Origin of the sequence: Streptomyces sp. NBC_00038 (genome assembly GCF_026343635.1) — a bacterium.
In the GTDB taxonomy this organism is placed as follows: domain Bacteria; phylum Actinomycetota; class Actinomycetes; order Streptomycetales; family Streptomycetaceae; genus Streptomyces.
The window spans coordinates 6,795,264-6,821,758 of record NZ_JAPELQ010000001.1; the positions used below are offsets into that span (position 1 = coordinate 6,795,264).

32 protein-coding genes and 1 pseudogene are annotated in these 26,495 nt (G+C 68.8%); 24 read left to right on the forward strand and 9 right to left on the reverse strand.

The window, feature by feature from the left end; translation table 11 throughout:
- Window positions 1–9 precede the first annotated feature (9 nt).
- The 4 genes from OG219_RS30875 to OG219_RS30890 all read right to left on the reverse strand — a co-directional run bounded on the left by OG219_RS30875 (window position 10) and on the right by OG219_RS30890 (window position 4,426).
- Window positions 10–1,263 (reverse strand): hypothetical protein, encoded by a 1,254-nt coding sequence (locus OG219_RS30875; RefSeq protein ID WP_266831954.1) that lies wholly within the window; start codon window positions 1,261–1,263, stop codon window positions 10–12.
- 64 nt (window positions 1,264–1,327) lie between these two features.
- Window positions 1,328–1,843, reverse strand: coding sequence for a SigE family RNA polymerase sigma factor (locus tag OG219_RS30880; RefSeq protein WP_266831956.1), 516 nt, complete (start codon window positions 1,841–1,843; stop codon window positions 1,328–1,330).
- A gap of 88 nt (window positions 1,844–1,931) precedes the next feature.
- Window positions 1,932–2,582, reverse strand: coding sequence for a hypothetical protein (locus OG219_RS30885; RefSeq protein ID WP_266831958.1), 651 nt, complete (start codon window positions 2,580–2,582; stop codon window positions 1,932–1,934).
- Between the two features lie 149 nt (window positions 2,583–2,731).
- On the reverse strand, window positions 2,732–4,426 hold the full coding sequence (locus tag OG219_RS30890) for a chitinase (protein ID WP_266831960.1): 1,695 nt from the start codon (window positions 4,424–4,426) through the stop codon (window positions 2,732–2,734).
- 434 nt (window positions 4,427–4,860) lie between these two features.
- Between OG219_RS30890 and OG219_RS30895 the strand changes: the two genes are divergently transcribed.
- The 20 genes and pseudogenes from OG219_RS30895 (at window position 4,861) to OG219_RS30990 (ending at window position 21,404) form a co-directional block, all read left to right on the forward strand.
- Window positions 4,861–5,817 carry a hypothetical protein gene (locus OG219_RS30895; protein WP_266831962.1) on the forward strand — a complete coding sequence of 319 codons (957 nt, stop codon included), beginning with the start codon at window positions 4,861–4,863 and terminating at the stop codon, window positions 5,815–5,817.
- 72 nt (window positions 5,818–5,889) lie between these two features.
- A complete protein-coding gene (gene cpaB / locus OG219_RS30900) occupies window positions 5,890–6,603 on the forward strand; it encodes a Flp pilus assembly protein CpaB (RefSeq protein ID WP_266831964.1) in 714 nt (237 codons plus the stop codon).
- Window positions 6,604–6,762: 159 nt separating this feature from the next.
- On the forward strand, window positions 6,763–8,382 hold the full coding sequence (locus tag OG219_RS30905; protein ID WP_266831966.1) for an AAA family ATPase: 1,620 nt from the start codon (window positions 6,763–6,765) through the stop codon (window positions 8,380–8,382).
- Window positions 8,379–8,756: a TadE/TadG family type IV pilus assembly protein gene (locus OG219_RS30910; RefSeq protein ID WP_266831968.1), complete on the forward strand. Its 378-nt coding sequence runs from the start codon at window positions 8,379–8,381 to the stop codon at window positions 8,754–8,756. The genes OG219_RS30905 and OG219_RS30910 overlap by 4 nt, the downstream gene beginning before the upstream one ends.
- Before the next feature lie 27 nt (window positions 8,757–8,783).
- Complete coding sequence (locus tag OG219_RS30915; protein WP_266831970.1) at window positions 8,784–10,124, forward strand: CpaF family protein; 1,341 nt, start codon at window positions 8,784–8,786, stop codon at window positions 10,122–10,124.
- Window positions 10,125–10,149: 25 nt separating this feature from the next.
- Complete coding sequence (locus tag OG219_RS30920) at window positions 10,150–11,094, forward strand: type II secretion system F family protein (protein ID WP_266831972.1); 945 nt, start codon at window positions 10,150–10,152, stop codon at window positions 11,092–11,094.
- A 16-nt stretch (window positions 11,095–11,110) separates the two neighbouring features.
- Window positions 11,111–12,001 (forward strand): DUF5936 domain-containing protein, encoded by an 891-nt coding sequence (locus tag OG219_RS30925; protein ID WP_266831974.1) that lies wholly within the window; start codon window positions 11,111–11,113, stop codon window positions 11,999–12,001.
- Window positions 11,998–13,515 carry a sensor histidine kinase gene (locus OG219_RS30930; protein ID WP_266831976.1) on the forward strand — a complete coding sequence of 506 codons (1,518 nt, stop codon included), beginning with the start codon at window positions 11,998–12,000 and terminating at the stop codon, window positions 13,513–13,515. Before OG219_RS30925 ends, OG219_RS30930 begins: the two co-directional genes overlap by 4 nt.
- Window positions 13,508–14,242 carry a response regulator gene (locus tag OG219_RS30935; RefSeq protein WP_266831978.1) on the forward strand — a complete coding sequence of 245 codons (735 nt, stop codon included), beginning with the start codon at window positions 13,508–13,510 and terminating at the stop codon, window positions 14,240–14,242. The genes OG219_RS30930 and OG219_RS30935 overlap by 8 nt, the downstream gene beginning before the upstream one ends.
- A 105-nt stretch (window positions 14,243–14,347) precedes the next feature.
- On the forward strand, window positions 14,348–14,551 hold the full coding sequence (locus OG219_RS30940; RefSeq protein ID WP_266831980.1) for a hypothetical protein: 204 nt from the start codon (window positions 14,348–14,350) through the stop codon (window positions 14,549–14,551).
- Between the two features lie 11 nt (window positions 14,552–14,562).
- Entirely contained in the window at window positions 14,563–15,156 is a 594-nt protein-coding gene (locus tag OG219_RS30945) for a pilus assembly protein TadG-related protein (RefSeq protein ID WP_266836292.1), read from the forward strand.
- A 15-nt stretch (window positions 15,157–15,171) separates the two neighbouring features.
- On the forward strand, window positions 15,172–15,768 hold the full coding sequence (locus OG219_RS30950; protein ID WP_266831982.1) for a hypothetical protein: 597 nt from the start codon (window positions 15,172–15,174) through the stop codon (window positions 15,766–15,768).
- Window positions 15,769–15,770: 2 nt separating this feature from the next.
- The gene (locus tag OG219_RS30955; protein ID WP_266831984.1) at window positions 15,771–16,427 is read left to right on the forward strand and encodes an OmpA family protein; all 657 of its coding nucleotides are present in this window, start codon (window positions 15,771–15,773) and stop codon (window positions 16,425–16,427) included.
- A 615-nt stretch (window positions 16,428–17,042) separates the two neighbouring features.
- A pseudogene (locus OG219_RS30960) lies at window positions 17,043–17,300 on the forward strand (hypothetical protein); the annotation flags it as partial.
- Between the two features lie 30 nt (window positions 17,301–17,330).
- Entirely contained in the window at window positions 17,331–17,627 is a 297-nt protein-coding gene (locus OG219_RS30965; protein ID WP_266831986.1) for a hypothetical protein, read from the forward strand.
- 47 nt (window positions 17,628–17,674) lie between these two features.
- Window positions 17,675–18,958, forward strand: coding sequence for a hypothetical protein (locus tag OG219_RS30970; RefSeq protein WP_266831988.1), 1,284 nt, complete (start codon window positions 17,675–17,677; stop codon window positions 18,956–18,958).
- Between the two features lie 221 nt (window positions 18,959–19,179).
- Window positions 19,180–19,527 (forward strand): hypothetical protein, encoded by a 348-nt coding sequence (locus tag OG219_RS30975; RefSeq protein WP_266831990.1) that lies wholly within the window; start codon window positions 19,180–19,182, stop codon window positions 19,525–19,527.
- Window positions 19,520–20,197: a hypothetical protein gene (locus OG219_RS30980; RefSeq protein ID WP_266831992.1), complete on the forward strand. Its 678-nt coding sequence runs from the start codon at window positions 19,520–19,522 to the stop codon at window positions 20,195–20,197. The genes OG219_RS30975 and OG219_RS30980 overlap by 8 nt, the downstream gene beginning before the upstream one ends.
- Window positions 20,194–20,853, forward strand: coding sequence for a hypothetical protein (locus tag OG219_RS30985; protein ID WP_266831994.1), 660 nt, complete (start codon window positions 20,194–20,196; stop codon window positions 20,851–20,853). The genes OG219_RS30980 and OG219_RS30985 overlap by 4 nt, the downstream gene beginning before the upstream one ends.
- 65 nt (window positions 20,854–20,918) lie before the next feature.
- A complete protein-coding gene (locus tag OG219_RS30990) occupies window positions 20,919–21,404 on the forward strand; it encodes a hypothetical protein (protein ID WP_266831996.1) in 486 nt (161 codons plus the stop codon).
- 7 nt (window positions 21,405–21,411) lie between these two features.
- Here OG219_RS30990 and OG219_RS30995 read toward each other — a convergent pair whose 3' ends face one another.
- Together OG219_RS30995 and OG219_RS31000 are read right to left on the reverse strand one after the other, a co-directional pair.
- A complete protein-coding gene (locus tag OG219_RS30995) occupies window positions 21,412–21,813 on the reverse strand; it encodes a hypothetical protein (RefSeq protein ID WP_266831998.1) in 402 nt (133 codons plus the stop codon).
- A gap of 118 nt (window positions 21,814–21,931) precedes the next feature.
- Window positions 21,932–22,222 carry a hypothetical protein gene (locus OG219_RS31000; protein WP_266832000.1) on the reverse strand — a complete coding sequence of 97 codons (291 nt, stop codon included), beginning with the start codon at window positions 22,220–22,222 and terminating at the stop codon, window positions 21,932–21,934.
- Between the two features lie 446 nt (window positions 22,223–22,668).
- On the opposite strand from OG219_RS31000, the gene OG219_RS31005 reads away from it, so the two are divergent.
- Together OG219_RS31005 and OG219_RS31010 are read left to right on the forward strand one after the other, a co-directional pair.
- Entirely contained in the window at window positions 22,669–23,043 is a 375-nt protein-coding gene (locus OG219_RS31005) for a type II toxin-antitoxin system RelE/ParE family toxin (protein WP_266836293.1), read from the forward strand.
- Complete coding sequence (locus tag OG219_RS31010; protein WP_266832002.1) at window positions 23,040–23,378, forward strand: helix-turn-helix domain-containing protein; 339 nt, start codon at window positions 23,040–23,042, stop codon at window positions 23,376–23,378. Before OG219_RS31005 ends, OG219_RS31010 begins: the two co-directional genes overlap by 4 nt.
- Window positions 23,379–23,477: 99 nt before the next feature.
- Here OG219_RS31010 and OG219_RS31015 read toward each other — a convergent pair whose 3' ends face one another.
- Genes OG219_RS31015 through OG219_RS31025 form a run of 3 tightly spaced genes read right to left on the reverse strand, consistent with a single transcriptional unit; the run spans window position 23,478 to window position 24,793 of the window.
- Entirely contained in the window at window positions 23,478–23,897 is a 420-nt protein-coding gene (locus tag OG219_RS31015) for a DUF6082 family protein (protein ID WP_266832004.1), read from the reverse strand.
- A complete protein-coding gene (locus OG219_RS31020; RefSeq protein ID WP_266832006.1) occupies window positions 23,887–24,468 on the reverse strand; it encodes a DUF6879 family protein in 582 nt (193 codons plus the stop codon). The genes OG219_RS31015 and OG219_RS31020 overlap by 11 nt, the downstream gene beginning before the upstream one ends.
- Before the next feature lie 46 nt (window positions 24,469–24,514).
- Window positions 24,515–24,793, reverse strand: coding sequence for a hypothetical protein (locus OG219_RS31025; protein WP_266832008.1), 279 nt, complete (start codon window positions 24,791–24,793; stop codon window positions 24,515–24,517).
- A gap of 195 nt (window positions 24,794–24,988) precedes the next feature.
- Here OG219_RS31025 and OG219_RS31030 point away from each other — a divergent pair, with 195 nt between their 5' ends.
- Together OG219_RS31030 and OG219_RS31035 are read left to right on the forward strand one after the other, a co-directional pair.
- Window positions 24,989–25,582 carry a dihydrofolate reductase family protein gene (locus OG219_RS31030; RefSeq protein ID WP_266832010.1) on the forward strand — a complete coding sequence of 198 codons (594 nt, stop codon included), beginning with the start codon at window positions 24,989–24,991 and terminating at the stop codon, window positions 25,580–25,582.
- 40 nt (window positions 25,583–25,622) lie between these two features.
- Window positions 25,623–26,495, forward strand: coding sequence for an LLM class flavin-dependent oxidoreductase (locus OG219_RS31035; protein WP_266832012.1), 873 nt, complete (start codon window positions 25,623–25,625; stop codon window positions 26,493–26,495).

Here is a 26,495-nt window from a genome sequence, read left to right on the forward strand (position 1 = left end):
CGATTGTGTTCAGGCGAGCTCGATCCACTTCGCACTCGTGGCGATGTCCTTGAGCTCCTCGATCGTGAGCGCGGGGGTGTCGCGGGTGGCGGCCTCGTTCTGGCTGCCGGAGTTGAAGGCGCTGATCACCACACGCCTGCCGTCGGTCCTGATGGTGTCGGCGGTCCACATCACGACCCCCGCGCCGGCCTTCTCGCCCGGCTTCTGACGCGTGACGACCTTCGTGCCGTCGGGCAGGGTCTCGGCGTCGGTGCCGAAGAGCTGGCCCTCGACGTCCGACATGTCGGGCTGCACGTTGATCTGGACGAGGCTCTCGCCCTCTCCGTCGTCGACCACGAGGTAGGCGTACTCGGTGTCCTGGCCGCCCTCCGAGACCACCTCGACGTCCTCGGGGAGCAGGGAGGTCAGCGTGGACCGGATCGCCGCGCCGTCGATGCCGGCGGGCGGCTGCTCGACGGTGCCTGTCGGCTTCTTCGGGTCCTCGGGGATCGCGTCGATGGCGGTGCGCCATGCCGTGTCCGTGACCACGGTCTTCAACTGCGCGGTCGACAGGGGCGGTTCGGGCCTGCTGATCGGCGCGTCCTTCTCGGCCGCGGAGTTCCACTCGGTCACGGTGACATGCTGCCCCTGCGGAGTGACGAGGTCCGCGGACCACCGCTTGGTGTCCACGCGGCGGTCCGGATACTCGTACCCCTGGAACAGCATGAGAGCCGAACCGTCGGGCAACTGGCTCGTCACGCAGGAGTCGTACGGTGTCAGGTTCTTGTCCGGGCACGCGACCGCCTGGAGATCCTGCTCGCTGCCCGGCGGGATCCGGCTGAGGCTGACGCTGACGGCCGCCTTGCCCTGGCCGTCGTCGTACACGGTCAGCGCGTACGGCGGCAGCTCCGCGTCCGTGCCCCGCGACTGCTGCCCGCTGAACTCGCCCTCGGGGAGCAGCTCTTGGAGGGTGCGGACCAGTTCGTCGCCGGAGACCGTGCCGGGCTGGGCGGAGGTCGTGCCCGAGGACGCCGGGCTCGCCATCACGGTCCGCCGGCCGTCGTCGCCGTTCCCGGGCAGGAGCAGCGCCCCGCCCAGTCCCACCAGCGCGACCCCGGCGACACCGCCGAGGACGGACGCCTTGCGCCGCACCCGGAGCCTGCGGCCGCGCACCTCCCCGGCGCTGATCAGCGTCTGCCGGTCGGTCTCGTAGCTCCCGCCGGCCTGGCGCAGGGCCGCGCCGAGCCGGTCCTCGAAGTGTTCCTCGGTGTCTTCAACGGGCATGGCGAACCACCCTCTCCGCTAGGTCGGTGCAAATGTCGTTAAGGTGCCGGCGCTGTGGCCGGTTTCAGGACTTCGCGTACTCGCCGAGGGCGTCGCCGAGCAGGACGCGCAGCCTGGCGAGGGCGCGGACGCAGCGGGTGCGCACGGCGGCCGAGCTGACGTTCATCGCGTCGGCGGTCTCCTCGATGCTGCGGTCCTCCCAGTAGCGCAGGACGACCACCGCGCGGTCCTTGGCGGACAGCCGGCCGAGCGCCTCGACCAGGGTCAGCCGCAGGGGCATGTCGGCGTCGGCCGAGTGCGGGTCGGGGACGTCGGGGAGTACGTCCGTGGCGCGTTCCCTGCTGCTGCGGCGCCGCTGGTGCGCCAGGAACGTGCGGGTGAGGACGGTCTGTGCGTACCCCGCGGGGTTCTCGGCCCGCGAGACCCGGCCCCAGCTGACGTACAGCCGGCCGAGCGTCTCCTGCACCAGGTCCTCGGCGAGGTGGGTGTCCCCACCGGTGAGGAGACATGCGGAGCGGTACATGTGCCCCGCACGTGCCGCCGCGAACTCCTGGTACTCCTCGGCCCGGCCCTGTCTCATGAGCTCCCCCCACGTCCCCCGAACTGCCTTCACCTCATTGATGCGGTGGACCCACGGAAATGTTTCACTCCGCCGGCTGCGGACAGGCCTAGGCGCGAAGGCTTGCGCCGAGCGTGGCGATACCGGCCCGCTTGGCCCGTGCCATGCGCTCCTTGTCGCGGGCGATCTCCCGGTACAGGTCCGGGGGTGTCCGGGTGCCGCGCTCCAGTGTCATGAAGTCCGTGGCCCCCGGCACCGCGATCACTCCGCCGAACTCGGGGTCGCCTGCGAACCAGGCGCCGTGCTCCATCTCGCCCGTCCAGCGCTTCCGCTGGAGCGGGTTGACCGCCCGCATGGTCCTGGACCAGTCGCCTTCCGGGTCGGTCCGCACGCGCACGGGAAGCGCCATCGTGTCCTTGACGCCGGGGGAGGGACGGACCGACGCGCGGTACTCCCAGGGGTACACACGAAGCACCCTGCGGATCCTCCGCAGGCGCAGGACAGGACCCAGCGAGTACAGCGCGTAGGCGAAGGTGAACGGGGCCGCGACGACGCACACGAGGCCGACGACGCGCATCCACATCGGCTGCGTCGTGGGCCGGTCCCCGAGCATCCCCATCACCACCAGGGTGGCAAGGAGCAGAATGATGACCGGCGGCAGCACCGCACCCGCGCGCAGCCGTGCGAGCTGCCAGCTCCGCCGGGTCTCGGGGTCGTCGAAGGCGCACTCGTCCGTGGGGATCTGCACGGGGGGTGTCATCTGGCCAGGCTCCTGCTTCGGGGTCCCGAGAGTCTAGGACACCCGCCTTAGGCATGCCTCACCAAGAACTGTGCGGCGCCGCCGGGAAACCGGCGACGCCGCACAGCGAGGTGACGGACAGTTCTACGGCAGTGAAGTGACCGACGCTGCTACGGCAGCGCGTGCACGTGCGGCCCCACCGCGTTCGACCACGCGTTGCCCGCCGAGGCGTCCCAGTTCGTCGACCAGGTCATCGCGCCGCGCAGGTCCGGGTAGGTCCTGGACGGCTTGAAGGTGCCGCAGCTCGTGCCCTTGGTGAGGCAGTCGAGGGCGTTGTTCACGATCGTCGGGGAGACGTAGCCGCTGCCCGCGCCGCTGGTGGAGGCGGGGAGGCCGAGGCCCACCTGGGACGGGGCGAGGCCGCCCTCCAGCTGGATGCAGGCGAGCGCGGTCAGGAAGTTCACCGAGCCCTGCGAGTACACCTGGCCGTCGCAGCCGAGCATCGAACCGCTGTTGTAGTACTGCATGTTGACGACGGTCAGGATGTCCTTGATGTTCAGCGCCGTCTGGAAGTAGGCGTTGGACGTGGACTGCATGTCGATCGTCTGCGGGGCCATCGTGATGATGAGCGAGGAGCCCGCCTTGCTGGACAGGGACCTCAGCGCCTGCGTCATGTACGTCGCGTTGAGACCGTTCTCCAGGTCGATGTCGACGCCGTCGAAGCCGTACGTCGTCATCAGGGAGTAGACGGAGTTGGCGAAGTTCGTCGCGGACGTGGAGTCGTTGATCGTCACCGTGCCGTTCTGGCCGCCGATGGAGATGATGACCTTCTTGCCCGCGGCCTTCTTCGCGGCGACGTCCGCCTTGAACTGGTCGACGGTGTAGCCGCCGAGCCCGGCCGAGTCGAGGTTGAAGGTCACCGCGCCCGGCGTCGTCGTGGCGTCGGCGAACGAGACCGCGATGATGTCGTACTGGGACTGGACGGCGGAGATCCGCTGGACCGTCGCGCCGTTGTTGAAGTTCTGCCAGTAGCCGGTCACGGCGTGCTTCGGCAGCGTGCCGCCCCCGCCGCCCCCGGACGCGGTCGTCGTACCGGTGACCGCCGCCGACTTCGCCGACTCACCGGCCGAGTTCGTCGCGCTGACCTGGAAGGTGTACGAGGTCGAGGCGGCCAGCGAGGACACGGTCGCCGAAGTGCCCGTCACCGACTGGACCTTCGTGGAGCCCTGGTAGACGTTGTAGCCGGTCGCGCCCGAGACCGTGTTCCAGGCGAGGGACACGGAGGACGAGGACGTCGAGGAGACGGCCAGACCGGCCGGGGCCGCGGGGATCGTCGGGGCCGGGTCGCTGCCACCGCCGCCGTCGGGGCCGAACACCGAGAGGTCGTCGGCGTAGTAGGCGGCCTGTCCGTACCAGCCGTGCGTGTACACCGTCACCGAGGTCGTCGCGGAGCCGGTGGTGAAGGTGGTCGTCAGCTGCTTCCAGGCGGTGGAGTCGGGCGTCCAGGTCGACACGTCCGTCGTACCCGTGCCGGTCACGCCGAGGTAGGAGTACCCGCCCTGCACCCAGGCGCTCAGCGTGTACGTCGAGTTGGGCTTGACCGCGACGGCCTGGGTGCACTTGGCGTTGTCCTGCCCGGCCGGCGTGCCCTTCAGCGCGGCCGCGCCGCCGTGCACCGGCGAGGTGACGGTCGCACCGCTGCCCGCGGAACACGTCCAGTTGGTCAGGCCCGACTCGTAGCCGGCGTTCTTCGCGTTGTTGATGTCCGCGGCCTCGGCGTCCGTGGCGAGGCCGGCGACGGTGAGGAAGGAGGCGGTGACGGCGGCGGCGAGGAGTCCCGCCCAAGTGCGTCTGCGTCCGGGCATGCCTGATACGCGGTCCACTGGGACCTCCGGTGAGAGGGAGGGGATGGGGGAGAGGTGCGGGGAAGTGTGGGGGGAGGGGGTACGGAACGGTGGCCACCGTTGTGGGGTACAAGGTGGTCCAGACCAATTGGGTTGTCAAGACCTCTGGCGGCCGCCGGGCGGCACCGCATGCCTCAACGCCCTTACCGGCGTGCCGAGTTGTGGCATATGCGCCTCACTCTCCGTTGATCAAGCCCGCACCTTCAGTGAGTTGATCTCGCGAAGTCGGTGTTGAGCGGGGCATGCCGTGGATATGGTGCTGATGCAGGAGGGCGTCACAGTGGCGATCTGTGGCCATATGTGACGGTCCATGGCGAAACAGGGGCGGTCTGAGGCGGTGGTTGACCACTCCGCCGCAGGCAACGGCCCGCCGCAGCGAACGGGGTGTGTGCAGCGTGCCGACCGCGATAGCCGTCACCAGTCCCGACCTGGTGCTCCCACCGCACGACCGGCAGACCCCGCCCGCAGTCGTCCAGCCCCTCGACACCCTCGAAAGCTCACTCCTGGGGATGCACGCGCTCATCGAGCAGCACGGGTACGTCATCTCGCTCTACCCCGCCTCGGTCTCCGGCGACGTGACACAGCGGCTGCGCACCGTCCGCTCCGTCCTGGAGAGCGACCGCATCGCACTGCTCGGCATTGACCTGCCGCCACTCGGAGTCGCCCTGCTGGCCCAGCAGTTGAGGCAGCTCTCGGTCTGCGACTTCAGTCCGGGCGTACTCGCCTCCGCCGCCCGTCTGCTCGCCCACTACATCTACGCCGGAGCCCTGCTCGGCTCGGTCGCCAAGCTCGACCGGGTGCCGGTGTCCCTGAAGTCCCACGCCAAGTCCTGGGTGCCGGGCGCCCAGTTCGCCGTACTGGCCAATCCGCGACCGCAGCTCGTGCGCGTCGGCCAGGAGGAGCTCGCCGGGCCGGAGTTCGGCACGCGGCTGCTCGCCGCCGCCGGCCAGGCACCGTCCGACTGGGTCACCGAGACGCTCGCGCCCGCCTGGCGGGTGCAGGGCGTCGCGACCGTACCGCTGCCGGCGGAGTCGGCGCGCTGGTGGGGGACCGGGAAGCTGGTCGAGTTCGCCGCCGGGCTGTACGACGTGTCCGTGCTCTACCAGCTCGTGTCGTCCGTCCGGCGGGAACAGTGCCACTGGTGCGGGCTCGAACTCATCGGTGACCGCTGCGGGTTCTGCGCGGCGCCACTGCCACCGCCTTCGCCGCCAACGCCGTCGGCACAGTCACCCTCACCGTCACAGCCACAGCTACGGACAAAGTCACAGGCGCCGTCATCGTCGGCGGAGCTTCCGGCCGCTCCCGCGCGGGCAGCCTCTTCCGTACGCGCCCTGCCCCCGGGCGCCACATAAGCACAACGGAAAACACCAGGCACGACCGCTCGACCCCGCCGTCCCCGCCCCACGATCGAGGTTGTCCGGATCATGAACTCACGCCAGCGCCGCGGCGTCATCCTGCTGGTCCTCTCGGCCCTGTGCGCCATGGGTGCCTTCGCCGGAGTGCTCTCGGTGATCCGCGACGTGAACTCCAAGGTCGGCCCGGAGGTGGCGGCGTACCGCCTGAAGGACGACATCGCGCCCTACAAGGAGCTGTCGGCCGACCAGTTCGAGAAGGTCGAGATGCCCGAGCGGTGGCTGTCGTCCACGGCCGTCACCGACCTCTCCCAGATCCGCGGCAAGATCGCGGTCACCCAGCTGGAGAAGGGCTCTCTGCTGCAGGCCGACATGATCGTGGACCGGCCCGCACTGGAGGCGGGCCAGCAGGAGATCGCGATCCTGATCGACGCTTCGACGGGGGTCGCGGGCAAGATCAACCCGGGCTCGCGGGTCAACATCTACGCCACCTTCGAGGCCGAGGGCGACACGGGCGTCGACCAGTCCAAGGTCATCGTGGTGAACGCCCGGGTCATCGACGTCGGCAAGCTCACCGCGCTCGACCCCGGCCAGTCCACCGCCGAACGCAGCCGGACCGCCACCCAGGCCGTCCCCATCACTTTCGCGCTCGGTACCGCCGACGCCCAACGCGTCGCGTACGCCGAGTCGTTCGCCGAACACGTCCGGCTGGCCCTGGTCGCGGGCGGCGCGGACAGCACCGTCGCTCCCGGCGACCGTACGTACACCCTCGACGAGGACAAGTAGGAGGCCGGGCATGACGACCACTAGGCCGGGCATGACGAGTACGCGGCCCGGCGCGACGGCTCCGCGGCCCGGTATGGCGACTACGCGGCCCGGCGCGACGGCTGCGCGGTCCAGGCCGACGACCACGCGGCCCGGCGCGACGACCCATAGGCGGGTCCGATGACCATCCGTATCCTCCCGGCCGTCGGGGACATCGACTCGGCCCGCGCGCTCACCACGCTGCTGAGCCAGCTCGCGGACGCCGAACCGGCCCCGCCGGTCCCCGACTCGACCGCTCTCCTCGACACCCTCGCGCGTCTCGCGGGGGAGTCCCTGGACGAGCTGCCCGAGGTCGTCCTGGTCCACGAACGAATAGGCCCCGTACCGGCGTTGGACCTGATCCGGGACCTGGTGATGCGCTTCCCGGCGGTCGGCGTCGTCCTCGTCACCGCCGACACCGGCAACGGCGTACTCACCGCCGCCATGGACTCCGGCGCCCGCGGCATCATCGGCCTGCCGCTGGGCTACGACTCCCTCGCGGAACGCGTCCAGGCGGCCGCCGCGTGGTCCCACGGCATGCGCCGCCATCTGGTCAGCGGTACACCGGAGTTGTACGCGGGCCCCGGCGGCACGGTCGTCACGGTGACCGGCGCGAAGGGGGGCGTGGGCGCGACGGTGACGGCCGTCCAACTCGCCCTCGCCGCAAGGGCGTCGGGGCGCGACGTGGCCCTGGTCGACCTGGACCTCCAGTCCGGTGACGTGGCCTCCTACCTCGACGTCCAGTTCCGCAGGTCGATCGCCGACCTCGCCGGGATCAGCGACATCAACCCCCGGGTACTCCAGGACGCCGTCTACACCCACGACACCGGCCTCGGCCTGCTCCTCGCCCCCTCGGAGGGCGAACGCGGCGAGGAGGTCACCGACCGGGTGACCCGCCAGGTCCTGTCCACCCTGCGCTCCCGCAACGACGTCGTGATCGTCGACTGCGGCTCCCAGCTGAACTCCGCGACCGCCGCCGCCGTCGAGATGGCCGACCAGGCCCTCCTTCTCGTCACCCCCGACGTCATCGCCGTCCGCGCCGCCAAACGCATGATCCGCATGTGGGACCGCCTCCAGATCCGCAAGGCCGAGGAGACGACGACCGTCGTCAACCGCTTCGCCCGAGGTACGGAGATCCAGCCGTCCCTGGTCGAGAAGGTCACCGGCACGAAGGTCGCCCGCTCCGCGGTCCCCGCCGCCTTCAAGGAACTCCAGTCGGTGGTCGACGCGGGCCGCCTCCAGGACCTGGACGCCCGCTCCACGGTGAAGCAGGCGCTGTGGGCACTGGCGGGCGAACTGGGACTGGTCCTCGCCCAGGAGGGCGGGGGCGGCGGCAGGCGCCGCAAGTCCTCACCCTCGGACCGCGGAGCGCTGGCCCTCCGCCGCAAGGGCGGCGACCGGGGGGCCGTGACCCTCGAATTCGCCGGAATGTTCCCGCTGTTGCTCGTCGTGATGACCATCCTCTGGCAGTGCGTGCTGTACGGCTACTCGTACTCCCTCGCCGGCAACGCGGCGGACGAGGCGGCCCGGGCGGCGACGGCGGCGTACGCGGTCGAGGGCGATGTGGGCGGGGCGTGCCAGGCGGCGGGGAGCGAGCATCTGCCGGGGGCCTGGGACGGTGCCGCGATCGCCTGCGGCCCGGAGGGCTCGCTGATGACGGCCGACGTCAGCGTCCAAGTGCCCTTGTTCTTCCCGGGGTTCGATGTGAACTGGACCGTGAGCGGGGAAGCGGGGGCGGCGTTGGAGGGTGACGGCGGATGAAGCTCATCCTGAAGCGTCTGGGCCTGAGGCGTCGGCTCCGGGACGACCGAGGCGTCTCCATCCTGGAGTTCACCGGCTTCCTGCCCATCCTGCTCGTCGTCGGGATGGCCGCCATCCAGTTGGGCCTCATCGGGTACGGCATCAACCAGGCCGGCACCGGTGCGCGAGCCGCCGCGCGGGTCGCCTCGCAGGACGGCGACGGCGCGGCGGCGGGACAAGCCGCGGTGAGCGGCTGGCTCAGCCCGAACGTGCCGACGCTCGACGTGGGCCCCGACCTCACCACGGCCACCGTCACCGTCCAAGTCCCCTCCGTCATCCCCCTGTTCAACCCCGTGACGGTCTCACGCAGCGCCACCATGCCCACCGACGACTGACCCGCTCGTACGAGAGGAGCCGAAGCCATGAGCCTGCGTTCCCGTATCGCCGCCCCCGACGAGGGGGGACCCGCCCGTGAGGACGGACACCTCGTCGCCGTCTACCGCTCGAAGCTGCTCGAAGAGATCGACCTCGCCGAGATGTCGAGCCTGGCCGCGGCCGAACGCCGGGTACGCCTGGAGCGAGTCCTCGGCCACATCATCAGCCGCGAGGGTCCGGTCCTCTCCTCCGCGGAACGCTCCCAGCTGATCCGCCGAGTCGTCGACGAGGCCCTCGGACTCGGCGTCCTGGAGCCACTGCTCGCCGACGCGTCGATCACCGAGATCATGGTCAACGGCCCGGACTCGATCTTCGTGGAGCGAGCGGGGCGCGTGGAGCAGCTCCCTCTCCGCTTCGCCTCCAACGAGCAGCTGATGCAGACCATCGAGCGGATCGTCTCCACCGTCAACAGGCGGGTCGACGAGTCGAACCCGATGGTCGACGCCCGCCTCCCCACCGGCGAGCGCGTCAACGTCATCATCCCGCCGCTCGCGCTCACCGGCCCGACCCTCACGATCCGCCGCTTCCCCCGCGCGTACACGCTGCCGGAGCTGATCGGCCTCGGCACCCTCGACGAGCAGATGCTCATGCTCCTCGCGGCCTTCGTACGCGCCCGCTTCAACATCATCGTCAGCGGCGGCACGGGCAGTGGCAAGACGACCCTGCTGAACGCCCTCTCCGGGCTCATCCCGTCCCACGAACGCATCATCACCATCGAGGACTCGGCCGAACTCCAGCTCCAGCAGGAGCACGTCATCCGCCTCGAATCCCGCCCCCCGAACGTCGAGGGCAAGGGCCAGATCACCATCCGCGACCTGGTCCGCAACTCGCTGCGCATGCGCCCCGACCGCATCATCGTCGGTGAGGTCCGCGGCGGCGAGACCCTCGACATGCTCCAGGCCATGTCGACGGGCCACGACGGCTCGCTCGCCACGGTCCACTCGAACTCCGCCGAGGACGCGCTGATGCGCCTGCAGACCCTCGGCTCGATGTCCGAGGTCCAGATCCCCTTCGAGGCCCTGAAGGACCAGATCAACTCGGCCGTCGAGGTCGTCGTCCAGCTCTCCCGGCACGCCGACGGCTCCCGCAAGGTCACCGAGATCGCCCTGCTGGTCTCGCACGGCCGCGAACAGTTCCGCATCGCGCCCGTCACCCGCTTCGTCCCCCGCCCCGTAGGCCCCGACCGGGTCGTCCACGGCCACTTCGAGCACCTCCCGCTCCCGCGCTCGATCGCGGAGAAGCTGTACGTCGCCAACGAACCGCTGCCACCGGCCTTCGGCGTGGCGGAGGCCATCGACGTACTGAACACCAGGCAGGCCATCGGATGACCCCCATACCCGAGAGGTGCGAGCCATGAACAACAACCCAGCCCTGCTCGCCCTCGGTGCGACCATCCTGTGCGGCACACTCGCCGTCGTGGGCGTCCACTCGTACGCCACCGGACGCGCCCAGCGTCAGGCACTGGTCGACCGTCTCGCCGGCACCGGCCCCCTCCGTACGGCGGCAGGCCGGGTACGCCGCTTCGCCGGCATCGACCGCCGGGTGCGCCGCACCCGCATCGGCCGCACGATCCACCTGCGCCTGTCGGCGACCGGACTGGACGTGACGGCGGGGGAGTTCTTCACGTACGTCACCGCCGTGGTCGTGGCGCTGTGGCTGATCGCGGCGGCGACCCTGGCCCCCTTCTTCGGCCCGATCGCCGCCCTCCTGGGTGTCTGGAGCGCGGCCATCTTCCTCAACTGGCAGCGCCAGAAACGCATCGAGGCCTTCATCAGCCAACTCCCGGACGTGGCACGCCTGCTGGCGAACGCGACGGCGGCCGGACTGGCGCTGCGTACGGCCCTGGCGATGGCGGCGGAGGAGCTGGAAGCCCCGGCGGGCGAAGAACTGGCGCACGTGGCCCACCAGTTGACGATGGGCAGGACCGTCGAGGACGCCCTCGCCGAACTCTCCGAGCGTCTCCCGTCCCGCGAACTGATCGTCCTGGTTACGACCTTGGTGCTCGCCAACAAGGCGGGCGGCTCGGTCGTCAGCTCCCTCCGGAACCTCACCCAGACCCTGGAGGACCGCAAGGAGACCCGCCGCGAGGTCCGCACGATGCTCTCCGAGGTCAACGCCACCGCCTTCACGGTCCCGTTCCTGGGCATCGGCTCACTCGTGCTGATCAACTCCTCGAACGAAGGAGCCCTGGCCCGGGTCACCGGCTCCCCACTCGGCCAGGGCCTGGTCCTGCTGTCCCTGGGCCTCTACACCGTCGGCTTCTTCGTCATCCGCCGCCTGGGCAAGATCGAAGTATGAGGGAGGAGGGACTACGTTGCTGACGCTACTGCTCGCTCTTCTCATGGCCGCCTCGGTCGCGGGCGTCCTCCTGGGCATCCGCATGATCCGGGCCGACGCCAAGCTGCCCTCCGACCTCGTGCTCGCACTGGAGGTCGGCGGAACCCGCGTCTCCAAGGCGGACTCGGCCGTCGACCGCCTCGGCATGCGCTTCGCGCCCACGGTCCTGCGCCTGATGGGCCCCCGCCGCGTCGACGCCAAGCGCCGCCGCATCGACATGGCGGGCAACCCCGGCGGCCTGACCCTCAACCGCTACGCCGCCCGCCGAGCGGTGTACGGCATCTTCGGCGTCGTACTCGGCTTCGTCTTCCTCTCCAACGGCCAGCTCCTCCTCGCCGTCCTGACCCTCGCCTTCGGCGTGGTGGCCGCGGACGCCCTCATCTGGCAGGCCGTCCGCGAACGCAAAGAGGTCATCGACCGCACCCTCCCCGACTTCCTCGACGTCCTCGCGGTCGTCGTCTCGGCGGGCCTCGGCTTCCGCCAGGCCCTGGACCGCGTCGCCGAGAAGTACGAGGGCCCCTGGGCGGACGAGCTGCGCATCACGCTCCGCCAGATGGACGTGGGCGTCAGCCGCCGCCAGGCCTTCGACGAACTCCGCAAACGCAACTCCTCCGAGCAGGTCGCCCAGTTCGTCTCGGCCCTCCAACAAGGCGAGGAACTCGGCTCCCCCATCGCCGACACCCTCATCCAACTCGCCACCGACATGCGCCGAACAGACGCCCAGAACGCCCGCCGCCGCGCCGCGAAAACCATCCCCAAGGCCACGATGGTCACCCTCGTCTTCATGCTCCCCGCGACGATGATCCTGATCGCAACAGGCATGTTCCTTGGCTCGGGCACCGACTTCGGCTCGATTCTGGGCCGATGATGACTATGAGGCTGACGCGGCTGTGGGGGTGGGCGTGGCTGGGGGCGGCAGCCCACCCGCAGCGGCACGGCGGTGCCGCGGGCAACCGACTTCGCTGTGGGCATGCGTGCCGCAAGGGGCGGCACGGGTGGGCACAGCGGCACCCTGCAAGCGCCGGTAAGCGCACCCACCCCGACGGCACCCAGGACTCCGGGCTCCCGGAAACAGACGCAGGCACAGGCTGGCCCAAGGCCACAGGCGCCGGCTACCTGGCAGACGACGCCCCGCCCCCCGGCAGCATCCGCCTCCAGCTCAACGCCCTACAGGCCCTCTGCCGCCAGGCCTTCGCCGTACGAGGGGCAGCCATCGCAATCGGCGCCCCCGTAGCGATGGCCAACGCCACAGACGGCCCACCCCGCTACGCCGTACTCGCCGCAGCGGTCCTGGGCATCATGGGCTCGTACGCCATGCTGCGCGACTGGGACCGCTTCGGCCCCCGCCTCCTGTCCCACCCCACGCTCATGGCGGTGGACCTCACGTTCGGCGCGGTCCTCCTCCTGACCGCGTCCCCGGCCTCCCCCCTCGCCTACGCAACGGTCTGCACCCCGCTCCTGGCGGGCCTCCTGTACGGCTGGCGCGGCTCGGGAGTCTTCACAGGCCTGCAGCTGATCGTGCTCCTCACCGTGTACAGAGCCTGGGCACATCACCCGGGAGCAGGCGCCAACACCCTCCTTATCGCAGGCTTCTGCATCGGCGCCGGCATCATCGGCGTCACCCTCCGCAACCTGATGTTCCGCTTCGGCACGGCCAGCCAGGCACTCTCCGAGGCGACCTCCCGCCTCGCCGTCGCGGAGGCCGTGGAGTCCGAACGGGCCCGCCTGGCCCGCGAGATGCACGACTCGGTGGCGAAGACACTCCACGGCCTGGCTCTGGCGGCAGAGGCGCTGGCGGCATCGGCGGACGCCTCGGACCCGAAGGCACTCAAGGCGCTAAAGGGCCAGGCGACAACGGTGGCGGGCGCGGCGCGCAGAGCGGCGGCGGAGTCCCGCGCACTCCTGTCGGACCTGCGCAGCCACACCGACCTCCTCTCCGAACTCACCATCCGCACAGCCGACTTCGAGTCACACACGCAGATCAGCACATCCCTGAACCACAAGGGCGGCACCTGCCCGCCCCTCCCCGACAGCACGGCCCACCACCTCCTGGCGATCGTGTCCGAGGCGCTGGAGAACGCCCACCGCCACGCGGACGCGCAGCGGGTGACGATCGAACTGGAAGCCACCGAGACCGACCTGACGGTCCGCGTCCAGGACGACGGCCGAGGCCTGCCCGGGGCCACCACGCTCCAAGACGCAACGAAAACCGGCCACTTCGGCCTGCTGGGCATGAAGGAGCGGGCCGCCACCCTCAACGCCCGCATCCACCTGGGCCGATCCCCCCAGGGAGGCACAGAGGTAGCCGTAACTCTCCCTCTGGCCCTCCCCGCGACGCCCTGCGCACCCCACCCCCCTCAACAGGAGGCCGCACATGCCTGACCAGGCACTTCCCGGCCCGCCGCCCCTCCGGGTACTCGTGGCCGACGACAACCCGGTCGTCCGGGCCGGCCTCACCGCGCTGCTCGGCGGCCACCCCGACATCGAGGTCGTAGCGGCGGCGGCCGACGGCGACGAAGCCCTCACCTCCGCCGCCCGCCTCACCCCCGACGTCGTACTCCTCGACGTCCGCATGCCCGGCACCGACGGCCTGACCGCCCTGCCCGACCTGGCCCGTATCGCCCCGGTGATGATGCTGACGTACAGCCGTGAACCCGAGGTCGTGGCCGAGGCGTTGCTCCGCGGCGCGGCCGGCTACCTCGTCCACGGCGAGTTCACCGCCGCCGAACTGATCACCGCCGTACGCGACTTGAGGAACGGCACGCCGACTTTCACGAATTCACTCGGTGTTTCCTACGAACCGAACAAAAACTCTTCGCATCTGCAATCATGTGTGCCACAGTCGTCAAAGGCTCGACTCACGCACGCGGCGGCCCTTCACCGCCGCACCCCCAACCAGCCCGACTTCGGCCTGAGTTCAAGGGAGGTGGAGGTAATGGACCTCATCGCATCCGGCATGAGCAACCGCCAAATCGCCGCCACCTGCTTCATCAGCGAGAAGACGGTCAAGAACCACATCAACCGCATCTTCGCAAAGCTGCACAGTTCTTCGCGGAGCGAAGCGATCGCCCACTGGCTGGGGACGGCACGGGAGGGGTGGAGCCGATGACTCCACCGAGGACAAGTTGGGCCCCTGGACCCACCCGGAGTAAGGGTGTTCTCACGTACGGTGCTCGGGTCGGTAGTGGTGGCATCGGGTGGGAGGCCAGTGACGATGAGCAGGTTCGAGGCGTGGACGCGGACCGTTGTCTCCCGGATGCGGGGCGACGGGCGGGACGCGGGGGCCGGGTTCGTGGAGTATGCGGGCCTGATGATCATCATTGCGGGGATCTTCACGTTGATCGACAGCCTGGGGCTGGACAACCTGATATCGACCGCGATCTTCAACGCGGTCTCGGACGTCATCGGAGGCGGCTGACCTCCATAGGCCTGCGAAGTGACAGAGGGCAGACGCTCCCGATCTACATCTGGCTGACGGGGATTCTCCTCTTCGCCGCTTTCGCCTTCTTCGCGTTCGCCCAAGCAGCGTCCGCCCGCAATGGAGCTCAATCCGCGGCGGACGCTGCGGCGTTGGCGGCCGCACAGGACGCGCGCGATGAGATAGTCGACGAACTGGGCGCAGCCATCGGCCAGGAAGACAACTGGCTGGACTGGCTCGACGGCGACCTCGACCCAGCGGGTGCGGGAGCGGCCGCAGCGGCTCAGGAGCTGGCTGCCGAGAACGACTCGACCCTTCAGGCCATGACGTTCGTCACGAATAACGGCTTTCCCGGGTTCCAGGCCGACATCCAGACCAACTACACGGTCGGTAACTCGATCATTCCCGGTACGGAGGGCATGCAGGCCAGCGCCTACGCCATTGCCGTCATCGAGCCGCGGTGCGATTTCGATCTGGACGCGGATCCCGAGAATCCCGTCGAACTGGACTGTGACGGCGAGATCGTGGACATCGATCCCGGAGATTTCGATCCCATCGACCTTCCAGACGCGTCCGTGCTGTTCTCTGTGTATCTGGCCGAGTGAGAGGAAGCCGTACCGATGGACTTTCGGCACACCATGAAGGGCCGCAGGGCGCTGAGCGCGGTGGCGATCGCGACTGGGTTGCTCCTCACGGTGGCCGGCTGCGGCGGGGGAGACGACGGAGAATCCGACAAGGGAGCCTCGACTTCGTCGGCTTCCGCGACGAGCAGCGCCAACGGGAGCCAGTCGGAATCGGAGACCCCGGAGGCCGACACGGTGCTCGCAGAGGTCAAGGGTGAGAACGGCCTGGTGTTGGCGATCACATCCGCCAAACGGGACGAAGGCGGGTTCGTGACCGTCGAGGGGACAGTCACGAACAACACGGACGACGGCTGGATTGCAGGGAACTGGCGTGGTGACGAGAACGAGTTGGCGAAGAACGGCGCCTCCATGGCGGGCGCCAACCTGATCGACCAAAAGGGCAAGAAGAAGTACCTGGTTCTCCGGGACACCTCGGGCCGCTGCCTGTGCACACAGTTCAGCGGCGGCCTCAGCCAGGGCGCGACCGCGCAGTGGTTCGCCCAGTTCCCCGCGCCCCCCGCCGACACCACCGCGGTCGAGTTCCAAGTCGGCGCCATGCCCCCCGCCTCGATCGAACTCACCGAGGGCGAGTGACCATGGCCCGCACCTACCGCCACACGGCGACCACGCTCACGGCCCTCGCCGTGCTGGCCACCCTCACCCTTAGCGACCCACCGGCATACGCCGCCGACGACGACCCGAGCGCCCCACCGGGCAGCGTGACAACATCCCCACCCCCCGAGGTGGACGCGAACAGTCCTGGCCTGAAGCTGGCCGATGGCGCGACCCTCGCCCCCGCCAAGGTCCTGGACATCAAGTCAGTCGTAGAAGACCTCGGCGGCGAAGAGCGCCGAGAGGACACCAACTCGGACGTGACCTTCGCCCTGCAGGCCGAGGTCCTCTTCCCCAAGGACAGTTCGAAACTGAACCCCGAGGCCCGTTCCCGTATCCAGGCGATCGCGGACGAGATCAAGGCCCAGAACACGACGACCGTCCGCGTCTTCGGCTTCACCGACAACCTCGGCTCGTACGCCCACGGCCTGACCCTCTCCAAGAACCGAGCGGAAGTCGTCCACGACCAACTGGCCTCCTACCTCGGCTCGACAGACGTCACTTTCGAGGTCCGCGGCTACAGCGAGGACTACCCGATCGCCGACAACACCTCGGAACAGGGCCGCAGAAAGAACCGCCGCGTCGAGGTGACGTTCCCGAGGGGCGCAGTCGGCGGCGACTCGTCGGGGACCCAAAGCTGAGAGGCATGCTGTCGGCCGGTGCGCGGAGGCAGTGGCTGGGCTGACCTGGATTGCGGAGCGGTGGTGCGGTCAGGAGCGAAGCACACATTTGCAAATGGTGTGACCGGATCGGATTGTCTGCCGTGATCGACAGGAATGCCGTTGGTCACTTGATGTACACGGAAGAGTGCATGGCGTAAGGGGCAATGCTTGCCAATCGGGTTGAGTCCGGCAGTGGATGGCTCGATCCAGACGGATACCCGCCTGGTGTCCTCAGGCGCCACTTGGATAGCGTTGGTTCGCTTGAGTTACCCCCCCACCTCAACGGGAGTCCAGAGTGAACCGCCCCCGGCTTGTGACAGCCGCGCTCACCGCATCTGCGGCCTTGCTGCTGACCTCCTGTGGCTCGGGAGGAGGTGACGACTCGAGCTCCGACAAGATCGCAGGTGCCGACACGAGGGACACCAAGTCGGCATCGCCGTCGGCGTCCGCTTCAGCGGGTGGCCGTCCAGAACCCGGATGTGAAGGATGATCCGGCAGCCGGAGCTTGTGCGCGCGATCCCTTCTGGGTGGTCAACGGCGAGAACCCCGGACGTCCCCCAGGCCATCGATACCGAGACCCTCGCCGGGGCCTCGCCGTCGTCCGGCGCATGCAGCATCAACGAGGGCGGGTCGATCGGCGAGCCGTACACCACGGGCAGGGCGGACGAGAAGCCGCCGTGTGGTGTGACGTACCTCAAGCCCTCCGGAAACGACTCGTACGCACTCAAGGCGACTCTCACGTGGGAGATCTCCTGGACGGGTGCGGGCGGCACGGCCGGGGACCTTCCGAACGGCACCTTCGCCACCACGACCGACGTCCAGGTCCAGGAGACCCAGTCCGTCAACCGCTGAACGGCGAACCATGAGGGGCGAGGAGCGAGCATGTCGAAGGGATCCGATCTTCAGGTCGACTACGACCTACTGTCGACGAGTGCCAAGCAACTCGCCCAGATCCGCCGCGAGTTCAAGGGCCTGGAGGACTGGAAACAGGACATCAAGTCGCTGCTCGGCGACAGCCGTGTCCAGGGCGCCATGGGGGACTTCGTGGACAACTGGGACAAGAACCGGGGGCGGCTCGTCGAGGAGATCGAGGAGGTCGGGAAGCAGGTCAAGACAACCAGCGACGCCTTCAAGGGACTCGACGACCAGCTGGCCACGGCCACCAAGGGGAAGAAGTAGCGCCTTGGGTGCAGACGGACTGATGGCTCTGCGCAAGGGGGGCATCCATGACTCGGCCGGCTGACTGGGCGCCGCTCGCAGAGACCGACCCAGTTCCGGGGGATCCGGACGGGATCCGGCGCGAGGTCACGCACATGAAGAAGATCGCCGAGAAGCTGCGCACGCAGGCCGCCGCCATGCAGGCGATCGCCGAGTGCGACGGTCTGAAGGGCGAGTACGCCGACAAACTTGGCGAGAACGCGCGGGGGCTCGGCCGGAGGCTGGACCTCGCCGAAGACCGCTACCGCAAGGTGAAGGGGCACCTCAACGGCTGGGCAGACGACATGGAGTACGCCCAGAATAGGGCGGGCCATGCCCTCGACGATGCCAAGGACGCCCAGCGAACCATCGACCAGCACAATCCGGACAGTGCCAGTAAGAGCTCGGACAAGGACACCGGCAAGGACAAGCCGGACGAGGACCCCGCCGTGAAGCGGGCCCGGGAAGACCGTGAGGCCGCCCGTACGAAGCTGCAGTCGGCCGTCACCTTCTACGGTGAGCGCGCGGACCTTTACGCCGGCAAGATCCGTTCGTCGATCGACGACGACATGGAGGACAGCTGGTGGAACGACTTCAAGGCGTGGGTGGGCGACGCTGACTGGTTGGGGACACTGGCCGAGGTCCTGAGCAACATCACCACCCTGCTCACCTTCGCCGCGATCTTCTTCCCCGCCCTCGGCGTGCTGGCCGGAATCCTCACCGGAATCGTCTTCGGCATCCACCTCCTCATGGCCCTGACCGGCAACGGCTCCTGGTTCGATGTGATCACCGACATCGCGGCATTCAAAATGGCCAAGAACGGCATTAAGGCGGCCAAGGCGGTCAAGGCGCTGCAGAAGGAAGGGCGAGGCATCTCGAAGGACCTCGCGGAGCAGCAGGCGAAGCGAGTGGCCAGAATGAACCGTGCCGCCGGCGGACGGGGTGGCAGTGGACGCCTGGGCCGACTCCGCAGAACCGCGGACAACCAGCAGGGGCGAGCGGCGGGCGTGAAGGCCCGGGACGAGGCCATGCCGGAGGCGACGCGGAAGGAGACCTACAAGGCCCTTGGGGACAAGCGCATGGCGGAGCAGGTGAAGGACGTCGAGCGCATGAGCGGCAGGTATCCGGACAATCAGCGACTGAGCGAAGTCGCCTCGGAAGCAGCCCGGCAGAAGGGCGTATCCCAAGCCTACTGGGGGACGAGTACAGCACTCGACCTCGGTGGACGGGCCGGAGACGCATGGTCCCCTACCTATGTGAATGCCAAGGGAGACATGACAGCGCCAACAGCAGGGCTCGGATCACAATGGTGAGGCCCAACCCGGAGAAGCGGAGAACCGGCCTGACAGGGAGCGCTCGGATCCGGAAGGCTCGCCATGCTCAAGAGCGCGTCCGTGCCGCAGCGGATCAAGACCTTCACGCCTCTGCACGGCCTCCGCGTCCAGCGGGAGATCCGGCCGGAACCGATGCCGTCCGCTCCGGAACACATGCCTCCGGCCCAGGAGACGAGAGGTTCCTCAAGCGGGCAGCCCAAGTGCGCTACGTGCTGCTCGCCATCGCCCTCGTCATACTGCTGTGGTTCATCGTCGCGATGCAGAACCACAGGACATGGGGACTGGAACTGCCCATGCCCACATGGGCGTTGGACATCGCCGCGCTCAGCCCGCTGCTGGTGCTGATCCGGTTCTGGAGCCCGGAGACCAGGAGGAGGAGCGACACCCTGGAATTCGACTTGCAGGCCATCAGCGGTCTCTACTTCCTCATGGCTCTCCTGGGAGCCGCGCTCGGCGGATACTGGCAGCTGTGGCCTGGGGTCGCGATCAGCGCCGCGGTGCACGCGGGCATCTGGTACACGAACAGGCGGACCCGCAGTCATGGTTGATCCCCTGACCGAACCTGCCTCGCCGCCTACTGGCTACGGATTTCTCCTGCCCCAGGACTGGGCGCAGATCCCACTCCGGCAGGGAAACGCGGAGGACGCCGTACGTTCCCTCGTCGCCTCCGCCTTTGCACGCGTGCCGGCGGACGTGCCGCGCGACAAACTGACGCCTCTACGGCTGGAGTTGGAGCGCAGACTGCGGGCAGCCGTTGCCGCGGCTCGCAGGGCCGAGGCGCTGGAGATGTATCTGCCGGTGAAGCTGGCGGGGGAGGTGAACCTCGGGGCATCGTTCACCATCTCCAACGCGCGTCTTCCGGCACGTTCCGGGCCTGACGGTGCCTCGAGTGAAGTGTCCGACCCTGCGGAGATCGCCGTGCAACTGCTCACCGCTGACGGTACGGCGAGTGCCTCGGAGATGGACCTGAGCAGTGGCGAGGTCGACGGAACCCTTGCGGTTCGCCGAGAGCGCGTCGTGCCTGCGGCCCCGGAGCTCGGTGCCGAACTTGGCAGCCGAAGGGTGGAGTATCTCGTGGCGGTACCCGGTGACCCTGGCCAGTGGCTAGTGGCCGCTTTCTCCACGCTCGGCGCCGGGAACCCCAGAGACGACCTGGCTGATGCGATGGTCGAGTGGTTCGACGCGCTGATGACGACCTTCCGGTGGAGTTGGACATGACTGAGCCCCTGGTCGAGCTGGAGCACGAATTCAGCCTCGACATCGACTACGACCCGAGTCGGTGGCTGGAGATTCCTCCGCGCTGGGACACCGAGGAGTGGCAGGACATCGACGTCTGGGCGCGGTCGTGCGCCGAGCTGTTCTGGCGGGCGTACGGACGGGACCCCGGAGACTCGGGTATCGGCTACCTCACGGGTGTCCTGCGGCGCTTCGCGGAAGCCTTCGCACCGGAGCCCTTCGATACGCGGGTGTTGCTGCGTATGTGGGAACCGACGAGCATGCCTCTCCAGGTCTTCAGCATGGTCAAGCCCGCACAAGGTGGCCGCGAGGAGACGCTGCGCTTCCTCGTCGGAGCGGAGGACCCGGAGGCTGTCGAGCCCCCGGTCGTCGAGTCCTTCCACACGGAACATCTCGGGGAGGGGCTGCGGACATTCCGCTATCTCCGGCAGGACGACAGCCCCGAAGTGATCGCTGCACTCCGCTACGCCTGGCGCGACGAGGAAGTCGGCGCCGACGTGGTGCTGTGGACCGCCACCGACGACACCGCACGGGTCATCCGGGCCGCCCAGGACATCCAAGAGCTGGCGCACAAGGTGAGCGTGGCGGTCTGGGATCTGGAGCCGGAGGAGGGCACCTCGCCGGACGCGCCGACCTAGCCCCACCTCACGTTCGCCATGCCCCTTGCCGAAACCCCGAGCCACGAACTGGGACTCCGTACGACATGACGTTCATCCCTCCGCGAGCGTTGACCGAAGGCGTCTATCGCGGCGTGCTGTTCTTCTACGGCGGCCTGGCTGCCGCAATCGGGACGGGGATCGCGATTACCTCCTCGTGGGACGGCTCGACGTTGCTCGGAGCATGTGTCGCCGCGACAGGGCTGATTGTGCTGAGGCGTTGGTGGCAATTGCGGCCTGAACTGACAGGGCGGGCGGGTCGGCTACAGCTGCGTGGGGCGGTCCTGGCCCTGGTCAGCGCGGGGCTGATCGCGCAGAGCGTGGGGCTGTTCTTCAACACGACGGAGCCCGGCGACCCGCTCGCCGCGTTCGTCCCCATCCTGATCCTCGGCGGGCTTGGCATCGGTTGTTGGGTGGCGAGGATCGCCGTGGGCATTCAGACGCGCCGCGCCACCAGGACGTCAGTCCCGGCACGGCGCAGGCAGGATGCATCTGGGCCGGTTGGCCGTCGGTCTCGTGACCGGATGCGATGAGCCTGACCTACGGCTCCATTCCGCTGGCCCGCGCGATACCTTCGATCTCGCGCCGGTCGTTCTCCAGACGGGTGAGAGCGTCGGGACCGGTCGTCGGCCGCCCGTCGGCGGAGGAAACGCCCCGAGTCGTACCGGCATGGGCGCCTAGGTCGACCAGTGTGCGAATCCCCATCGGACCGAGCAGGCCCAGCAGTCGGCTCAGTGCTTCACCGAACTCGGCGGTGAACAGCTCCTGTTCCCGGTCGGACATGAGGATCTCGAAGTCCGCGTTGCGGTGTACGACCGCTTCGTTCGTGACCTTGAGGATGTGCAGCAACAGCGCGTACGACTCGGGATCAAGGCTGCTCTGGAGCTCGGACAGGTAGAGCGCGAACTGTTCGACGCTCTCCAGGTATCCGCGTTCGTTCATGCGGCCATGGTCGCGGAGTTCGGCGATCAGCGATGCATGTTTGCCCAAGATGGTCCACATTCGCTCTGCTGCTGGTACACCTCGATCTGGGGGTGCAACGGGACCGCGTACCGCTCCGTCATCCGTACCCGCCGGCTCTGATCTCTCCTATGGCTGCGTCGAAGCTTCCGCCGCCGGCCGCCACCCGAAGACCAGGAATGAACACCGACCAGCCGCCCTCTTCGGCCACGACCTGCGCGTTCGACGGGCAGGCCAGTGCCAGGTGCCTACGCAGCCGCTCGACATCGACGATCGCAGCGCGACCGGAGTCCCGGCGCACGGTGGCCACCCGCCCGTCATCGGCCGCGTCGAGGAGATCCCTCAGGTGCGTACGCGCCTCGGTGTAGCCCTCGTAGTGCACTGCGGCCATGGCTGCCTCCTCGGACCCGGTTTCCAGGGTCCTTCCTCACGTCAGATACGTCACGTACCTGACCTCCGGTCGCGCGGGCGGGGCTCAAACGCCTTGCGGGCACGGGCCAGGTAGGTATCCGTCTCCTGAAGCGCCGCGTACTGCTCGGCCGCCACCCGGTAGGCGCGGCCCTTCCTAGAGATGATCTCGATGGCACTCCGATCGTTGTTGATCTACTCGATCAGAGGCAGGAGGCGGCGGGCGTCGTCGTCGGTTGTGATGGCCATGGGGTTGCCCCTCAGGTCTCCTCGGCTCACCCCTGAACCTCGGGTGAGGCGGAGTCGGCCTTCGCTACTTTCGCCTGGAGCGGCTCTTCCAAGCGACCTATGCCCAGGTGGACCACACGCGTGGGTGACGTTCACTGGAAAGCCGAGCCAGCGGCCGACGCGGACACCTACGGTCTCGGCGTGATCAAGCCCTATCTGATCGAGCTGGAACCGGAAGTCAGACTCTGGCTCGAGACCCTGCCTCCTCGGCACTACCGCCAGGCCGAAGAGAAGGCCGAGCTCCTGGCGTCGTCTCCGACCACACTCGGCGAGCCGCACTCCCGTAACCTGGGGGAGGGCGTACGTGAGTTGCGATTCGCCCTGGATGGCAATGCCATAAGGGTGCCGTACTGGCTGGCGCCCGATCGGCGCATCGTCCTGCTGACAGTCTTCAGGAAGACGAAGATGCGGGAGGACGCAGAGGTCAAGCGAGCCAAACAGGCGAAGGCGCTGTGCGAGACAGAGCATGATCCCGCACACAAGGAGTTCACCCGCGATTTCCGGGAGGCGTTGTGAACCACACTCGCTGGAGGCTGGCGCGCGAGCGGGCGGCTGTCGATGGATACACCGAGCCTGCGGAAGTCCTCGCCGAGCGTGAGCAGATCCGGTTGGCGCACGACCTGGGACAGCTGGTCTACGACCGTCGTACGGCCCTTGGGTTCTCGCAGCCCATGCTGGCCGAGCGCCTCGGCATGACCGTCGGCGAGGTGGAAGCGGTGGAACTGGGCGGAATGCTGCCCGTCACCGCCGACCTCTTGGTCAGACTGGCGACGGCGCTCCAGGTCAGCGTAGACCTCCACGTGGTGTCCGATGGGCACAACACGGTGGCGTTCGGCGAACGCGCGGCCTAACCGATGGGGGAGTTGACTGGACCGAGGAGCGGAAAAGGCGGCTCGGGTCCCCCAACGTCCTCGTAGTTCCTATCCGCCGAGGTGCCCACCCGCCCGATCTCACCCACCCGGCGGGCCGGGAGGAGAGGTCGCGAACCTCGCATGGCTCTCGTCCACGAGTTGATGAAAGCGCCGGGCACGCCGGGTTCCGGCCGCATCGCTGCGGGTGTCTCGGGACGCCGCCCAGAAGGCGCAGCCCGGTGCCGCCCTGAAGATGCTGTCGGCTGCCTGCCACAGCCGTCCGTCGGTCAGGGCGCCCAGCTCGTACATCATCTCCCAGCGGGACGGCACCAGATTCAGGCACAGATGCCGGCGCCGGGCCTCCTTCGAGGTGTTCGCGTCGAGCCTGCCCTGCTCGCGGCTGGCCTTGCTCTCCCGGGCCTGGAACACGAGGGCGATCCTGACCGGGGGCGAGGACCAGCGGAAGCGACGCAGGTTCGTGTGTCCGTCGCGCCATGCCCCGGAGGAGTCACCGCTCATCGGCCGACGCCGCTTCCGCCCGGACGGCCAGCAGCGGGCCGGTCACACGGTCGTGGAACGTGAGCAGCTCCTCACCCTCGGCGAGGAGCTGCTCGATGTCCCGGCGGCAGCCTCCGATCAGCTCCAGATCGGCGTGGCGCACCGCGTCGGCGAGGTCTCCGTCATGGGTGTACCGGAACTCGTAGAGAGCAATGGTCCCGAGGACGACGAGTTCCGGAATATGCGCTGGGGGGTGCAGGCCGTCCCGGACGGGCTCGGGGCCAGGCTCGGCGTCGCTGATCACGCGAATCTCCTCGCCGAGTTCGGCGCGGGTACCCCGAGCGCGGGCGTCCTCGTGCTGGCGTGCCAGCATCGGACGTTCGGCTTCGGCGAGCCGCACCGCACGGCCCCATTCACCCTGGTGCGCGGCTTCCCACGGAGCGTATCCGGGCTCCCGGAAGCTCTGCCGGGCCTCCAGTTTGTCGACGAGAGCGGCGCGCGGGTACTCCTCACGAAAACGCGCCAGGTAGTCCGCGCGGGACAGCGGGGTCCGGGCGTCACGCATCTCCGTCACGCGCGCGAGGGCGGACATGCCTGAGCCCTGGTGACGGTGATGGCTACGCTGACGACCAGGTGTGTCAGGCGTCCGGGATGTCCCGCTTCGCCGCGAGGAGGGTACTGCGCGGAACGATCACGACGCGTTCGCTCTGTGCCACGGACACCCCGGCCGACAGCCGCTCTTCGTACGCATCCGTCGCTTCGCGCTCTATGAAGGCGAAGTCACCGTTCTCGAGCTCCCAGATGTCCGGGCAGCTCTCGGTGGCGCCGGTCAGTCCCGGCTCCTGCGGCGACCGCCCCAGCCGCCGGGCGAACCAGGCCTGGAGGTCGGCTTCCCATGGGCGTCCTTCTGTCCCCATCCGTCTCATCTCCATCTCCCCTGAGGGGCACGAGAGTTGATCTTGCGGGCTCGCGCGAGGCCGACAGCGGGCGCCGGGGGCGGAAATGGGGCGTTGCCGGTCCGACACGCCGCGCGCACTCCGCACTTGGACGGACTGACGCCCCGACAGCCTGGTTGACTGGCCGCATACTTGACGACTCCGGTGAGGTCCGCCATGCGAAAGATCGTCGTGATGATGTCGGTGTCCCTGGACGGGTTCTTCGAAGGGCCGAACCGGGAGATCGACTGGGCTGTGGACGATGAGGAGGTGTTCCGGAACGTCAACGGGATGGTCAAGGGGCTGGGCGCCCTGCTGTTCGGGCGGGTGACCTACGAGCTGATGGCCGGGTACTGGCCGAATGCGGACAAGGACCCTGCCAGCAGCCCGACAACGGTCGAGTTCGCGGGGATCTGGCGGAACATTCCCAGGATCGTGTTCTCCCGGACGCTGCAACGGGCGGACGGGCACACCACGATCGTGCGGGACGTCGTGCCCGAGGAGATCAGGGCGCTGAAGGAGCAGCCGGGCGGAGATCTGGGACTCGGGGGCGCCGATCTCGCCGCCGAGTTCATGCGGCACGGTCTCGTGGACGACTTCCGGTTGTACGTCCATCCGGTGCTCATCGGCCGTGGCAGGCGCCTGTTCCCGGAGACGGACTACCTCACCCGTCTCCGGCTCGTCGAGTCGCGGATCTTCGACAGCGGTGTCGTACTCCTGCGGTACGCGCGTGCCGACACCGACACCGACACCGGCGGCGGCGAAGCGTAAAGCAGTTGTCCGCCGAGCCAGTCCTAGGTAGTAAGGCCGCATGACTGGACTCGGTGCTGTGTTCCGGCCTCAGCTGCCCCCCGAGCGTCTGCGTGCCATGGCGCGCGTGGCGGACGAGGCGGGCCTTGAGGAACTCTGGCTGTGGGAGGACTGTTTCCTCGAAGGGGGGATCTCGGCCGCGTCGGCCGCCCTCGCCTGGACCGAACGGGTGCGGGTCGGCGTGGGCCTGCTGCCCGTGCCGTTGCGCAATGTCGCCGTCACCGCGATGGAGGCCGCCACGCTGCACCGGCTGTTCCCGGGGCGCGCGATCCTGGGCGTCGGCCACGGCGTACAGGACTGGATGGGCCAGGTCGGGGCGCGGGCCGAGTCGCCCGTGACCTTGCTGCGCGAGTACCTGGAAGCGCTGCGCGCGCTGCTGGGCGGGGAGCGGGTCAGCACGGACGGGCGGTATGTGAAGCTCGACGGCGTCGCCCTCGACTGGCCGCCGACGCGGGTGCCCGAGGTTCTCACCGGCGCCACCGGCCCCCGTACGCTCCGGCTCTCCGGCGAGGCAGCCGACGGAACCATCCTCACCGCCGCCACCGCACCCGAGGGAGTACGGCGCGCACGCCAACTCATCGACGAGGGACGCGAGTCGGCGGGCCGGACCGGACACCACCGGATCGTCGTCAACCTCCACGCGGCCACCGGTCCCGACGCCGCCGCCCGCCTGCGCGCGGAGATCGAGGCCAATGGCGAGGACCCGGTGCCCGAGCACGGAGTCGCCGGTGACGCGGACGCAGTCGCCAAGGCGGTCCAGCGCCTCGCGGACGCCGGTGCCGACACCGTGATCCTCCAGCCCACCGCCGACGAACCCGATCCCGAGGGGTTCGTGCGGTTCGTGGCAGGGGAAGTGCGGCCGCTCGTCCCCTGA